This is a genomic window from Sphingomonas sp. Leaf32 (assembly GCF_001421765.1).
Classification (GTDB): domain Bacteria; phylum Pseudomonadota; class Alphaproteobacteria; order Sphingomonadales; family Sphingomonadaceae; genus Sphingomonas.
Genome location: NZ_LMLA01000008.1, coordinates 165,727 through 179,211, shown reverse-complemented (window position 1 = coordinate 179,211; position 13,485 = coordinate 165,727). Strand labels below are relative to the sequence as shown.

Sequence of the window (13,485 nt, the reverse complement as noted above, 5' to 3'; positions counted from 1 at the left end):
CGGCGTTCGAAGCGTGTCGCCATAGCGGCAAAGGGCCGCGCGGCACAGTTCATTTCAAAATCGCCGGGCAGTGTGGCACAAACATGGCGCATGTCCCGAGACCCCCGCCGCCCGCTTCCGCCGCTCGACCAGCCTGCCCTGGAACGTGCCGCCTTACGCTATGTTGAACGCTATGCGACGACACGCGCGAAGCTGGTCATGTATCTGAACCGCAAGCTGCGCGAGCGCGGTGTCGACGGACCGGTCGATATCGATGCCCTTGCCGACCGGATGGCCGAACTCCGCTATGTCGATGATCGCGCCTTTGCGGAGGCGCGGGTGGCGTCGATGACCCGCCGGGGGCTGGGCGCGCGCCGGGTCCGCGATGTGCTGCGCCAGGCGGGCGTGGGGGAGGCGGATGCGGGCGAGTTTCGCGAGACGCTGGAGGAAGGGGCGGAGGGCGCGGCGCTCGCTTTCGCCCGGCGCAAGCGCATTGGACCGTTCGCGGCCGCGCCGGTCGAACGCGACAAGCGCGAGAAGCAGATCGCGGCGATGGTGCGTGCGGGCCACGCCCCGTCGCTCGCGCGTCGTATCGTGGGGCTGGAGGCGTCCGACGACGATCTGGACTGGGAAGGGTGAAGCGCAAAGAAATCGTCGCGTTCGTGAAACATCGTGTTAGGATGCACCCCAGGGGGAGCAAGCGACAATGCGTCTGGAAGCGCGAACGATTGCCGATGATTGCGTGGCGGCACAGGCGGTACCGGCCCTGATGGCAGCCGCGCATGAAGAACTGATCCCGGCCGTCCGGGGGGCGATCAAATGGTTCGACGTGACGCGCGGCTTCGGTTTCGCGGTGGCGGACGATCCCGCGATCGGCGACGTCCTCGTTCATTTTTCGGTCCTCGAGGCGCATGGCCGGCGGACCCTGCCCGAAGGGGCAATCATCACCTGCAACGCGGTGCGGCGTTCGCGGGGGATGCAGGCGGTCGAGATCCTCGACATCGACCTGTCGAGCGCGATCGAACCGGTGCGCCGTGTCGCCGACCGGCCCGATCGCACTGCGCTGGCCGATCAGGCGGGGCCGTTCGAACCGGTGACGGTCAAGTGGTTCAACCGGCTGAAAGGCTATGGCTTCCTTGTCCGCGACGGCAAGCCGGGCGACGTCTTCGTCCATATGGAAACGCTGCGCAGCGGCGGGATCGAGGAAGTCGACCCCGAACAGCGGCTTGTCGCGCGCATCGTCGAGGGGCAGAAGGGGCCGTTGGCCGTGATGGTCGAGGTAGGCGAGTGAAGGCGTGAGAGCATTGCGATTTTCCGGGCTGGCGGCGGTTGCGCTGCTGGCGTCGCTGGGCGGCTGCAAGAAGGAGGGCGGGGACGTCCCGACGGGGCTGGCCAAGACCGACCTGACCATCACCACCGCCGACGGCAGCGCGCACCGTTTCACCGTGGAGGTCGCTGCGACCGAACCGCAGCAGCAGCAGGGGCTGATGTACCGCCCGCCGCTTGGCGCCGATGCGGGCATGTTGTTCGCACCCTATCCCCCCGATGGCGGACCGCCGAGAGCCGCCAATTTCTGGATGAAGAATACGCCCAGCCCGCTCGACATCCTCTTCATCCGCCCCGACCGCACCATCGCGACCATCGCCGAAAACACCGTGCCGTTTTCGGAAGCGCCGGTACCGTCGGGCGAGCCGGTGTCGGCGGTGCTGGAACTGGGCGGTGGCCGCGCCGCCGAACTGGGCATCGCGGCGGGCGACAAGGTGACGTGGAAATGATCCACCCCATTGTCGTGCGCCTGGGGCTACGCTAAGCGGTCGCGCATGGGAATCCTCGCGAACGTCTTCACCTGGTGGAACGGTGCCACCTTCGGCACCTGGCTCGGTCTGCGCGGCAAGACGCAGGTCGGCACCGACGACCTCGGCAACGCCTATTACGAGGGCGGTCGCGACACCGCGGGCAATCCGCGCCGCTGGGTGATCTATGCGGGGTCGAACGACGCCAGCCGCGTGCCGCCCGAATGGTTCAGCTGGCTGCATCACCAGATCGAGGGCACGCCCGACCAGTCGCTGCCGCCGGTGCGCCAGTGGCAGCAGCCGGCCATCCCCAACCAGACCGGGACCGCGCTGGCCTATCGCCCGCCGGGCGTGCTCGACAAGGGCGGCGCCCGCGTTCGCGCTACCGGCGATTATGAGGCGTGGAGCCCCGACGCGTGAATTCGCGCCGCTGGCTGGCCGGGCTGGCGATCGCGGCCCTGCTGGCGGTTGGCGGCTGGTTCGGCTGGCGTAGCTGGCAGTCGCGACAGACGACGCCCGCCGGTCCCCGTGCGGAGGTTGCCGTTCCCGAATCGGCGCGCCCGCGTCCCGGTGCGCCGGAAGTTGTCAGCGTCGACGCCGGACTCGACACCCGCCTGCTGGCCGGTGCCACGCCGATGGCGGAGCGGGTGGCGGTCGTCGGCCTGCTCAACAAGCGCAACGGCGAAACCCGGGAACTGACGCTGAAGCCCGGACAGGCCACGCGTATCGGCGACGTAATCGTGCGCCTGCGCGCCTGCGAACGCACCGCGCCGTGGGAGCAGGAGCAATATACCGGCGCGTTCGTGCAGATGGACGTACGAGGGACAGACGCGAAATGGCGTCGCGCCTTTTCGGGCTGGCTGTTCAGGGAACGTCCGGCGCTGAACGTCGTGTTGCACCCGATCTACGACGTGTGGCCCAAGAGCTGCACGATGTCCTTCCCCGACACCGGTCCCGATACCGTGTCGGCCGGGGCAGGGGCCGCACCGGCGGCAAGCACGCCGCGCCGGTCGAGCGCATCGAACGCAGCGGAGGCCAGCCCGGTGCCCGCCGAATCCATCCCCAGCGCGTCGGACAACAGCGCCGAATAGGCTTTGCGCGGGATTTCGACCGCCCCCATCGTCGCCAGATGGTCGGTCTGGAACTGGCAATCGAGCAACCGGAAGCCGCCGACCTTCAGTCGCGCGACCAGCCACGCCAGCGCGACCTTAGACGCGCTGGGCGCCCGGCTGACCATCGATTCGCCGAAGAACGCCTGCCCTAGCGCGAGGCCATAGAGGCCACCGGCCAGCCGAGCCCCGTCCCATATCTCGATCGAATGGGCGAACCCCATTTCGTGCAGGCGCAGAAAGGCCCGCTCGATCGTGCCGTTGATCCAGGTTTCGGGGCGGTCCGACGCGCTTTGCGCGCACAGCTCGATAATGTCCTCGAACGCGGCATCGGCGGTGACGCGGTAGCGGTCCGATGCGATCAGCTTGCGCAGCGATCGCGATGCGTGGAAGCCATCGAGCGGCAGCACCCCGCGCAGCTTCGGCTCGACCCAGTAGATGCCGGGCGCATCGCGATCGTCCGCCATCGGAAAGATACCGCTGGCATAGGCGCGCAGCACCGTCTGCGGGTCCAGTTCGAAATCGGGTGCCATCGGGCGCACCCTATCGCCCCAATGCCCGCTGGCAATGGCCGATCATTCCCCGGCCAGATAGCGGGCGACCGGTTCGATCATTTCCTCCGGAATGCGCCGGGCAATGACCGGCATCGTCGCCTGATCCTTGCGGGCGTCGACGACCTCCTTCTCGCCCCGCCAGTGGCGCAACCGTTCGGCGATATAGACCGACCGCTGGCCGTCGATCACCGGGAAGCGCTTGGCTCCCGCCGCATCGTGGCAACTGCGGCAGGCGGGGAGCTGCTTGGTCGGAAGGCCGCGCTCGACGATCTGCCGTGCCGCCGCGTCGCCATTGCCACCGCGTCCTGGGGCGATGCCCTGCATGGCGGCGAAGCGCTGCGCCAAGGCGACGCGCTCTTCCGGCGTCAACTGCGCGGCGGCGTTGCCCATGACCGCGCTCTGGCGTTTGCCGGTGGCATAGGCCTCCAGCGCGGCGGCGAGATAGACGGGGTTCTGTCCGGCGAGGATCGGAATGTCGCGCTGCCCGCGGCCTAGACCGTTCTCGCCATGGCAGCCGGCACAGCTGTCGAACCGGCCGTTCGCCGCGCCGAAGCCTTGCGCATTGCTGCCGGCTAGCACGCGATATTCCTGCGGGGTCATCGTTGGCAGGCGGCGGACGAAGGCGACCATGCGCTTTACCTCGTCCGGCCGGTCCTTCGCGGCCCAGGCGGGCATTCCGCTGAACTTCACGCCATGTTCGAGAATCCAGAACAGCTGGCGGTCGGTCCATTCCTTCGCGTTCTTCGACAGGTCGGGGGCGGGGGGCGTTGCCGCCTGCATCAACGGCAGCGGGCGGACGCCGGGCGCGCCGTGGCACGATGCGCAGGACGACGCGTAGTAACCCGCTGCGCTGACCAGCCCGCTATTATCCTTCGCGTCCTTGGGGCTGGAGAAGGCGGCACGGGTCTGCACCGAATTGCGCATTACCCAGTGCAGGAACCAGTCGGTGACCGCCCAATGCCCCGACGACGCGGCAACGTTGAACAGGCCGGACCACGCATAGGCCATGCCCAGCGCGAAGATGCCGAGCAGCGTCACGATCACGCGCTTCCAGGTGAGGCGAATGGTCATGGCGTCGGCTCCGGATGGCGCAATAGTGTGGCGAGCAGGGCAAGTCCGCCGAGGAAATAACTGGCGGCACCGATCATCAGCATGACGACCCCGCCCAGTTGCTGGTCGGCCAGCGCGTCGTGCATCCCGTGCGCCATCGCCGGATAGAGGGGGCGCGGGGCAAGACCGATCAGCGCGCCGAGCAGGGTCATGTGCATTGAGGTGAGCAGCAGCGCGCCGACCCCCGCCGCGCGCCGGTCCGGCCCGGTGCCAAGGACGGCGGCCCAGAGCAGCCATCCGGCGATCAGGAACATTGCCTGTTCGACGATCATCGCCGCAAGGTGCGTGTCGGCGAGCATCCGCAGCGCGGGCAGATGCCAGCCCCACACCGTCGCCAGTTCGACCAGCGACATGGCGAGCGGGGTGACGGCGTGCGGCCAGCGTCGCGCCGGATCGAACCGGCCGTCCGCCAGTCCGAACGCGATCAGCGGCGCGGCGATGGCTACCGCGATCATATGCCCGGCCATATGCCCGACCATCCCCGCCTGCGCCGCCGCCAGCCACCCGGCGGGCAGCAGCACCAGCCCGGCGATCAGGCTCGCGCGCTTCATCGGCAGTCCGTCAGGAACAGCACCGGCGCGGCGGTGAAGATCACCCCGACGAAGCTCAACGCCGCCAGCAGCACGGTCGAGAAGGCGAGGAAGCGGATGCGGTCGCTGTCGGTGCCTTCCTCATGCGGCGCAGGGTCGCCGGGCACATGCGACTGAAGATGCGCGACGATCCCCGCCGCAAGGATCAGGGCGAGGGCGACCACGGTGCCGACCGTGTAGAGGACCGGAAAGCGCGGGAACCCGCCGACCTTGGCGCAGTGGATCGCCGCCCACAAATAAGAAAACAGGAAATGCACCGCCCACACCGTCGGCGGCACGATCAGCGACCACAAGGTGACCTTCAGCTTGGCCACCATGCCATGCAGCCCGCGCTTCATGCGACCCCCGGGAACAGGCCGATCGTCGCATAGGTGACGATGGCGGTGAGTGCCATGAAATGCTGGTACACCGTGATGTTGCGCAGGTCGGCGTCGTAGGTCGGGGTCATCCGACCGGCGATGCTGCGCGCCAGCGTATAGCCCTGCATGATCGCGCCGACCCCGGCATGGGCGGTTGTCCAGATCACCAGTACCCACACGATCGCGGGATAGCTGTGCAGTTCGGGGTCCAGCCCGGTGGTCAGCGGACCCTGCAACCCGGCCCAGATGCCGGCAAGGCTGGCGAGGATGCCAAGCGCCAGCAACCCGCGCGCCGCCGTGACGCCGCCGCGCCGGTTGCTCTCCCGCGCCGCCACCGTCGCGATCCAGCTAACCGCCGCGACACCCAGCGCCACCATCGGCCAGAAGGTGCCGGGGCCATCCATGCCCGGCCCCGACGGCGGAAATTCGGGATGCACCGTCCAGAAGAAATAATAGCCGAACACCAACCCGGAAAAGGCGGTCGCGTCGGCCATCATCGTGATGAACATCGCCCACCACCCCGGCGCGGCCGATCCGGAGACATAGAGCGGCAGTTCGATGCCGTGCCCGATCGGCTTGGACGGCTTTTCGGGGATTTCGGCGGTGCCCGTCCACAGCCAGTATAGGACGAAGCCCAGTGTCGCGATCGCGCCGGCCAGCGACCACCAATACAGGTGATAGGTGGTCAGGATGAACACGCTGCCCAGCGCGATCGCGGTCAGCATCGGGATCCAGCCGGGCGTGCCCAGCCGCACGACGAAGAGCGGGCGGGCGTCCAGCACCGTCGTCACGATCGTTTCGCGCCGGCCTTCCTCCGCATCGGGCAGGAAGAAGCGGCCCTCGTCGACCTTCCGCACGAAATCCTTCTGATCCCAGATCGGATAGCGGCTCTCGATCAGCGGGACCGAGCGGATGCCCCAATCCTCGTCATCCGGGTGCGCCAGCCATTCGAGCGTGCCCGCGTGCCACGGGTTGCGCACCGCCTTGGGCCGCCACGGCGAGCGCGCCAGATCGATGCACACCACCAGCGTGCCGAGCGCGAACAGATAGGCGCCGATGGTCGAGGCGAGGTTGAGATAATCGATGCCGAGTTCGCTGGGATAGGTGAACACCCGGCGCGGCATCCCGTACAGCCCGCTGAAATGCATCGGAAAGAAGGTCAGGTTGGCGCCGACGAACAGCATCCAGAACGCGGTGCGCCCCATCCGGTCGGACAGCTTCTTGCCGGTAATCAGCGGCCAGTAATAGTACAGGCCCCCGAACAGCGGCAGCAGCGTCCCGCCGATCAGCACGTAATGCAGATGCGCCACGACGAAATAGGTGTCGTGCGCCTGCCAGTCGAACGGCGCGATCGCGACCATCACGCCGGTCAGGCCGCCGATGACGAAGATGGCGAGCGACCCGCTGGCGTACAGGAGTGGCGTCGACCACTTTACCTTGCCGGCCCACAATGTCGCGATGAACGCGAAGATTTGGATGCCGGTTGGGATCGCCACCGCTTCGGATGCGGCGGAGAAGAAGGCGAGGCTGATCTTGGGCAGGCCGGTCGCGAACATGTGGTGGACCCACAGCCCGAACGACAGGAACGCGGTACCGACCGCCGCCAGCACGATCCACGGATAGCCGAGCAGATGGCGCTGGGCGAAGGTCGGGATCATCATCGCAAACAGCGCGATGGAGGGCAGAAAGACGATATAGACTTCCGGATGGCCGAAGATCCAGAACAGGTGCTGCCACAACAGCGGGTCGCCCCCACGCGCCGCGTCGAAGAACGGCCAGTTCAGCAGCCGCTCCATTTCGAACAGCACGTCGCCCGCGATCAGCGGCGGAAACGCGAACAGGATCATGACCGCGACGACGAGGATATACCACGCATAGAGCGGCATCAGGTTGAGCCGCATCCCCGGCGGCCGGCATTTCAGCACGCCGACGATCAGCTCGACCGCCGCCGCCACCGACGATACCTCGATGAAGCTCAGCCCCAGCATCCAGATGTCGGCGCCAAGACCCGACAGGTCGGTGCGGGTGGTGAGCGGCGGGTACATGAACCAGCCGCCATCGGGCGCGGCGTTGAAGAAGATCGATCCGCCGACGAACACGCCGCCGATCAGGAACGACCAGTAACCGAACGCCGACAGCCGCGGAAAGGGCAGGTCGCGCGCACCCAGCAGCTGCGGCAGCAGGATGATCGACACCGCCTCGAACATTGGCACGGCGAACAGGAACATCATCATCGAGCCGTGCAGCGTGAACAGCTGGTTGAAGCTGTTCGCCGAGACGAGATCGTTTTCCGGCACCGCCAACTGGGTGCGCATGATGAGCGCCAGCACGCCAGCGAACAGCATGAAGCCGAACGCGGTCAGCGTGTACCACGCACCGACGCGGTTGTTGTTGCAGTCGGTCCAGCGCAGGAAGATGCCCTGCGGCGCTTTCCAGACGGCGCGCAGCCGTTCTTCCTGCGCGGCGCGGAGCGCGGGATCGTCTTGCGCGTGCAGGCTCATTTCAGGCTTTCCAGATAGGCGGCGATCGCCTGCGCGTCCTGGCGCGGCAATTGCGGATAGGCGGGCATCCGCGCACCGGGTTTCACCGACGGGGCGTCGACGATGAAGCGGACCAGTGCGTCGCGGGTCATCGGTGTCGTGCCCGCGCCCAGCGACGTACGGCTGCCGATATGGGTCAGGTCGGGGCCGATCAGTCCGGCGGCGGGCGTGCCGGCGATCGCGTGGCAACCGGTGCAGCCATTGGCGGCGAAGGCGCGCGCGCCGGCGGCGGTCCCGGCGGCTGGAACGGCGGGGCGGCGCTCGTTCGCCAGCCACGCGTCGAAGGCCGCCGGCTCCATCGCCACCACGTCGAACGCCATCAACGCGTGGCTGAGGCCGCAGAATTCGGTGCAGACGCCGCGAAACTTGCCGGCTTTGGTCGCGCGGACCACCAGCGTGTTGGTCCGGCCGGGGATCATGTCCATCTTGCCGGCAAGGCCCGGTATCCAGAAGCTGTGAATGACATCGCCGGCGGTAAGGTCGAACTGGACGGTGCGACCGACCGGAATGCGGATTTCGTTGGCGGTGACGACCGGGGCCGCGCCCGGCGGCTGATACCGGACGCGCCACCAGAACTGCTCCCCCTCCACCGCGATGCGCAGGTCGTTCTGCGCTACCGGCAGCGGTCGCATCGCGGGCAGGCTGTAGAGCAGCAGCCCCAGCAGCACGACGACCGGCAGCACGCCGCCCAGCCATCCGACCAGACGCATCCCGCCGACCAGCGTCAGCTTGCCCTCCGGCGCGCGCACGGCGGCGACCATCAACGCGGCGACACCGGCGGCGATGACGATCGCGCCGATCAGCATGATGACGGTCAGATGGCGGACGGTGGCGGCTTCCGCGCCGAACACGTCGAGCGCCGATTGATGCCGGTTACACGCCCCCAGCAGCAACAGCGCGGCTGCACCCCAACTGGCTTTGACGCCGCGCATAGTCCCCCTTCGCCCCGCGCCGAAGTATACGGCACGGGTACGAAACGACATTTCAGCGGCGGCGTTCCATCGTCACCGCAATTGGTCCGCTGTGGGCCGGAATGTGCAGGCCATCCTTCGCGATTGCGACCGGCGTGCCGTCGATCGTCGCCCGCCCGGCGTCGCCGGCCAGCGGCCAGGGGAGGAGGAACCCGCCTGGCGGCATCGCTCCGCCGCCGATGGTCGCGACGACCGAGGTCCCCTCGGCACGGATGGCCAGATCGACCGTCCCATAGGGGGTGCGCAGGCCGCGCACGTCCGATCCCTTGCCGGCCAGCCAGTCCTGGTCCAACCCGCCGGCCAGCACGATCGCCCGTTTGTCCTGATCGACATAAGCGAACAGGTCCAGCGCGGCCCGGATATAGTCCGATGCGACCCAGGCGTGCGGCACGTCGCCCAGAAAGCGGATGTCGCGTGGGTCGCGTCCGACGACTTCGGCCCAGCCATTCCACCCGCCCGGTCGCCGGTCACCCATGTAGAAATCGAGCAGCCGGTTCGCCCGGTCGCGCCAGCCCAGCCGGACCATCGCCGACACGTTGCGCAGTTCATAGGGGGTGTAATCCGTCCAGTCGCCGGTGACCGGCCGCGCGATCACCCGCTGCCACTGTTTGTCGAACGTATTGGCCAGCAATTTGGGATCGAGCCGCGCCTGTTCGCCGGCCGGGTCAAGGCCCATGGTGGTCGAGGTCGCGTCGAAATCGCCCATGCTGGTCGCGCCGGGGATATAGTCGATCTTCCAATACCGCACCGCCGCCGCGATCGCCGCGTGCAGGTCGCGCTGGAAGCGGTCGCGCTGCGCCTCGATCTCCGCCGCCTCCGGTTTGCCCAGCACGCGCGCGGCGAAGGCGGCGTCCTTATACCCGGTCAGCGCCCAGAAATCGTCCCACAGGCTGTACTGCGCCTTGGCCGAATAGCCTTCGTGGCTGATTGAAGGCGGCATCAATCCGTACAGCATTCGCCGTTCAGGCGTCCGGTTCGCCGCCGTCCGTTCGGACTGGGCAAGGCTTTCCATATAGCGCCGCGCCGCATCCAGCTTCGGCCAGTCGCGCGCCAATGCCGCCTTGTCCCCGGTGTAGCGATACAGGTCGGTGACGAGGTGGATATACTGGCCGTGGCTGTCGTTCTCCGGCACCGGGTCCGGCCCGCGCGCATCGACGCAGCACGGCACCTTGCCGTTCGCGAACAGGTTCGGCCCGTACCAGTCGGCGAAGGCGCGGCCCGGCGCGACCAGCCCCATGCGCAACATCGTCTCCGTCATCATCGCGCCGTCGCGAATCCAGCTCCGGTCGTAGGAGCGCGTGCCGGGCTTGAGCGCCGGCGCGTCGCGGCTCATCAACACCTGCGCCAGCGCCGATTTGACCGTATCGGCCAGCGGCTGCTTCACCGCCGGGACGGTCATCGTCACCGCGCCCAGCGTCCGTTGCCAATAGGTACGGGTCGCGGCATGGGCGGCGTCCAGCGCTGCCGCTGTCATCGGCGCATCGCCGCCCAGCGCCATCGCCGTGCTCCAGCTTTCGCCGGGGGCGAGGGTGATGTCATAGGCCAAACCGCCCGAGGCAAGCCGGGTCAGGCCCTCGATCCGTGTCGCGATGCCGGGCCTGGCAGGATTGCCGAGCGCACCCTGATCGAACGGCGTCGCCCACGCTTGCGCCGGTGCGGTAAGCGGGAACAGCCGCCGCGTAACGGCCGAATCCCCATCGATTGCGCCGGGCGTCGTCACCGCCATCGCGCTGCCATCCCAAGCCAGCGCGGAGATCGGACTGACGCCGCCGCGCTGGCTAAGGAACTGGGCGGGCGGGTTCACCTGGAACGGGCGTACCGCCAATACCAGCCGCAGCGTGCGTGGCGTGTCGCCGCTATTCTTCAGCGTCCACCGCGCCATCAGCCGCCTGGATCCGGCATCGGCGAACAGGCTGGTGTCGAGCGTCCACCCGGTCGCCGTCCACAGCGCGTGCGGGATCGGCAGATAACCGTCCTCAAGACTGTGACCGGTCGCAACATCGCTCCACGCGATCGTCCGGCCATTCTCGACGACGAAGGGTTCGACCGAAAAGCCGCCCTTGGCGATCTCGATCGCGCCATCCTCGCCGATCAGCCCGCTGACCGTGCCGCCGTCGCTGGCGACGAGCGTCCAGTAGCTTTGTTCGGTAAAGCCGCGCGGAAAGCGGCCGCGCGGTGCCGTGCGTGCCAGATCGGCGACGAAGGCGTTGGGCGTTTCCGCCCAGGTGCGGTCCTTCACCTCGACCTCCGCCAGACCCTTCGCCCTGCTGATCCGCAGATAGCGCGTTTCGGTATCGGGCAGCGCGATCGGATCGCTGCCGCCATCACCCTGCGTCACCGCGCGTAGCAGTCGCCAGCGGCGGCGGTCGTCGCTCGCTTCGATGCGATAGGCCGGCGCGGCACCCGCCCAGTGTAGCACCAGCCCGCCCAGCTCGCGCGCACCGCCGAAATCGATCGTCACCGGTCCCCTGGCGGCGGTCGTCCGGTCGCCGTCGATCGCGCGCGCGTCGCTCGCTACCGGGGCAGGCAGCGGACGAGGCGGGGGCAGGGTCTCGAAGGTCCAGTCGTCGACCTCGATCGTGCCCGCGCCGCCATCACGGCCGCGTACCACGACGATTTCGACCGCCTGCGTCGCCCTCAGCGCCTTGTCGGTCGTGGGTCCCCAGGCGAACTGCACGTCGCGCGGGCGGATGCGCAGTTCCTGCCAGTCCGCCGAGGGCCGGAAATTGGGCTTGGTCACCCACCAGACATTGGTGCCGTCGGCATCGGTGAACTTGATCTGCAGGTCGTTGACCCCGCCGGTGCCGCGCACCTTCAACCGCATTTCCCAGTTCGGCGGGAAGGTGATCGGCAGCGTCCGCCGGATGAAGGCATAGCCCGATACCTTCGCGAAGTCGTAGCGCAGCTGCAGCGCCTTGTCCGTAGCACCCGGCACGGCGGTCGCCGTCGCGCTGACCCCGTCCGACGATGCCGCGCGCCACGCCGCCACATCGTCGAACCGGTCGAGCGGTTGCGCCTGTGCCGCCGCCGCCAGCAGGACGAGCGGGATCACGCCAGCCAGCCCCCCTTGAACCCGGCCCGTTCCAGCCCGCGCCGGATATGCGGGTTGCGCCGCATCACGTCCCAGATCATCCCCGACCGGCGGTTCTCGATCATCAGCACGATCGGTCCCTGATCGATCCCCAGATAATCGCCATCGACCCAGCCGACGCCGGGCACCAGCTTGCCGTGCTTGAGCGGCTGGTCGGTGCGGGTCAGCGTCGGGTTGAAGCTGTCGAGAAAGCCATATTTGTCATAGATGCCGGCTCCATAGCGCGCGTGCATCTTGCCGATCATCGGTTCGACGATTTCCGGCGCGAACGCGACCGAGCCGAGTGCTGCGGTCGGTGCCAGCGTTCCGTCGTCGCGCTCGCCCGGACCGCGCGCGGAATAGCTGTAGAATTCGCGGCTCCGCCCGTCGATCGTCACCGTGAAGTCGCCCGGCCCGTCGCAGGCGGTCAATCCCCAGCAATCGTCGCCATAGCCGACCTTCTGCCCCGGATTTTCGTTGGCATAGGCACGCTGCGCATAGGTCGCGCGGCGGCTGTTCTCGAAATAATCGATGCCCTTCGACGCGATATAAGGGTCGCGGATGTCGCGGAAGTCGATCCAGACATGGCTGTACTGGTGGCCGAACATCGGCGCGAACTGAAGATGCGGTTCGCCCCAGCGATTGCCCCAGCTCTTGTCGAACTGCTGCGTCAGGGCGCTCCACGTTGCCGGCGGCAGCGGATGCGTCGGGCTGGCCAGCGCCAGCACGTACAGGATCATGCCTTCGTTATAGATGTTCCAGTCGGACTTGATGAAGCCGCTCTCGGGATGCCAGCCCATCGACACGAAGGGCGGGCGCGGCACGATCCAGTCCCATTCGACCGCGCGATAGAGTCGCTCGGCCAGATCGCGGATACGTGCCTCTTGCGGATCGGCGCGGTCGAACCAGCTCTGCGCGAACAGGACGCCACCCAGCAGCAATGCGGTGTCGATCGTCGACAGCTCGCATTTGGCGAAGCGCAGTCCCTTGGTCACGCCCAGAAAATGATAGAAGAAGCCCTTATGGCCGCTGAACCCGGTTTCGCCGTCGCCCTGTGGCGCCCTTGCGAGAAATTCGAGCGTGGTAAGCGTGCGGTCGCGATGCTCCTGGCGTGTGATCCAGCCGTGTTTTTCGCCGACGCCGTAGGCGGTAAGCGCAAAGCCCATCGCGGCGATCGAGGCGAAGCTGGGCGTCGGCCAGCGATCAGGCGCAAGGCCGGTCGCGGCATCAGTCGTGTCCCAGAAAAATCGGAACGCGCGCTCCTGAATATCGGACATCAGGTCGCCGTTGCGGGCAGGGGCGGGGGCGATCCCGGTCCGTGGCGTGCAGGCCCCGACAAGTGCGGCGGTGCTGGCGGCAAGGAAGAAACGGCGATCGATCACGAGCAAGCCCCTTAACTGGATACAAAAA

At 67.7% G+C, this 13,485-nt stretch carries 12 protein-coding genes and 1 pseudogene; 5 read left to right on the top strand and 8 right to left on the bottom strand.

Features of this window, described 5'->3' with window-relative positions; all coding sequences use genetic code 11:
* The first annotated feature begins 90 nt into the window (after window positions 1-90).
* From ASE83_RS11295 to ASE83_RS18200, 5 genes and pseudogenes are all read left to right on the top strand, one after another.
* Entirely contained in the window at window positions 91-618 is a 528-nt protein-coding gene (locus ASE83_RS11295; RefSeq protein ID WP_156353057.1) for a regulatory protein RecX, read from the top strand.
* 130 nt (window positions 619-748) lie between these two features.
* Window positions 749-1,270 (top strand): cold-shock protein, encoded by a 522-nt coding sequence (locus ASE83_RS11290; RefSeq protein WP_055790241.1) that lies wholly within the window; start codon window positions 749-751, stop codon window positions 1,268-1,270.
* A 4-nt stretch (window positions 1,271-1,274) separates the two neighbouring features.
* The gene (locus tag ASE83_RS11285; protein WP_156353055.1) at window positions 1,275-1,754 is read left to right on the top strand and encodes a DUF192 domain-containing protein; all 480 of its coding nucleotides are present in this window, start codon (window positions 1,275-1,277) and stop codon (window positions 1,752-1,754) included.
* Between the two features lie 45 nt (window positions 1,755-1,799).
* Entirely contained in the window at window positions 1,800-2,192 is a 393-nt protein-coding gene (locus tag ASE83_RS11280; RefSeq protein WP_055789737.1) for an NADH:ubiquinone oxidoreductase subunit NDUFA12, read from the top strand.
* Between the two features lie 215 nt (window positions 2,193-2,407).
* Window positions 2,408-2,641: pseudogene (locus tag ASE83_RS18200) on the top strand (DUF2155 domain-containing protein); the annotation flags it as partial.
* Between the two features lie 35 nt (window positions 2,642-2,676).
* On the opposite strand, the gene aat reads toward ASE83_RS18200, so the two are convergent.
* Genes aat through ASE83_RS11240 form a run of 8 tightly spaced genes read right to left on the bottom strand, consistent with a single transcriptional unit; the run spans window position 2,677 to window position 13,457 of the window.
* Window positions 2,677-3,414 carry a leucyl/phenylalanyl-tRNA--protein transferase gene (gene aat / locus ASE83_RS11275; RefSeq protein ID WP_055789734.1) on the bottom strand — a complete coding sequence of 246 codons (738 nt, stop codon included), beginning with the start codon at window positions 3,412-3,414 and terminating at the stop codon, window positions 2,677-2,679.
* A 42-nt stretch (window positions 3,415-3,456) separates the two neighbouring features.
* Window positions 3,457-4,506, bottom strand: a complete 1,050-nt coding sequence (locus ASE83_RS11270) for a c-type cytochrome (protein WP_055789732.1) — start codon at window positions 4,504-4,506, stop codon at window positions 3,457-3,459.
* On the bottom strand, window positions 4,503-5,096 hold the full coding sequence (locus ASE83_RS11265; protein WP_055789729.1) for a cytochrome c oxidase assembly protein: 594 nt from the start codon (window positions 5,094-5,096) through the stop codon (window positions 4,503-4,505). The genes ASE83_RS11270 and ASE83_RS11265 overlap by 4 nt, the downstream gene beginning before the upstream one ends.
* On the bottom strand, window positions 5,093-5,473 hold the full coding sequence (locus ASE83_RS11260) for a hypothetical protein (RefSeq protein WP_055789727.1): 381 nt from the start codon (window positions 5,471-5,473) through the stop codon (window positions 5,093-5,095). Before ASE83_RS11260 ends, ASE83_RS11265 begins: the two co-directional genes overlap by 4 nt.
* Entirely contained in the window at window positions 5,470-7,995 is a 2,526-nt protein-coding gene (ctaD, locus tag ASE83_RS11255) for a cytochrome c oxidase subunit I (protein ID WP_055789725.1), read from the bottom strand. Before ctaD ends, ASE83_RS11260 begins: the two co-directional genes overlap by 4 nt.
* Window positions 7,992-8,966, bottom strand: coding sequence for a cytochrome c oxidase subunit II (gene coxB, locus ASE83_RS11250; RefSeq protein ID WP_055789723.1), 975 nt, complete (start codon window positions 8,964-8,966; stop codon window positions 7,992-7,994). The genes ctaD and coxB overlap by 4 nt, the downstream gene beginning before the upstream one ends.
* A gap of 52 nt (window positions 8,967-9,018) precedes the next feature.
* Complete coding sequence (locus tag ASE83_RS11245; RefSeq protein ID WP_235513224.1) at window positions 9,019-12,057, bottom strand: hypothetical protein; 3,039 nt, start codon at window positions 12,055-12,057, stop codon at window positions 9,019-9,021.
* Entirely contained in the window at window positions 12,054-13,457 is a 1,404-nt protein-coding gene (locus ASE83_RS11240; protein WP_055790239.1) for a glucoamylase family protein, read from the bottom strand. The genes ASE83_RS11245 and ASE83_RS11240 overlap by 4 nt, the downstream gene beginning before the upstream one ends.
* Window positions 13,458-13,485 lie beyond the last annotated feature (28 nt).

Bases quoted from the DNA above. Each gene is read 5' to 3' on its own strand.
- ASE83_RS11295 (WP_156353057.1), top strand. From the start codon at position 91: ATGTCCCGAGACCCCCGCCGCCCGCTTCCGCCGCTCGACCAGCCTGCC.
- ASE83_RS11290 (WP_055790241.1), top strand. From the start codon at position 749: ATGGCAGCCGCGCATGAAGAACTGATCCCGGCCGTCCGGGGGGCGATC.
- ASE83_RS11280 (WP_055789737.1), top strand. From the start codon at position 1,800: ATGGGAATCCTCGCGAACGTCTTCACCTGGTGGAACGGTGCCACCTTC.
- aat (WP_055789734.1), bottom strand. From the start codon at position 3,414: ATGGCACCCGATTTCGAACTGGACCCGCAGACGGTGCTGCGCGCCTAT.
- ASE83_RS11270 (WP_055789732.1), bottom strand. From the start codon at position 4,506: ATGACCATTCGCCTCACCTGGAAGCGCGTGATCGTGACGCTGCTCGGC.
- ASE83_RS11265 (WP_055789729.1), bottom strand. From the start codon at position 5,096: ATGAAGCGCGCGAGCCTGATCGCCGGGCTGGTGCTGCTGCCCGCCGGG.
- ASE83_RS11260 (WP_055789727.1), bottom strand. From the start codon at position 5,473: ATGAAGCGCGGGCTGCATGGCATGGTGGCCAAGCTGAAGGTCACCTTG.
- ctaD (WP_055789725.1), bottom strand. From the start codon at position 7,995: ATGAGCCTGCACGCGCAAGACGATCCCGCGCTCCGCGCCGCGCAGGAA.
- coxB (WP_055789723.1), bottom strand. From the start codon at position 8,966: ATGCGCGGCGTCAAAGCCAGTTGGGGTGCAGCCGCGCTGTTGCTGCTG.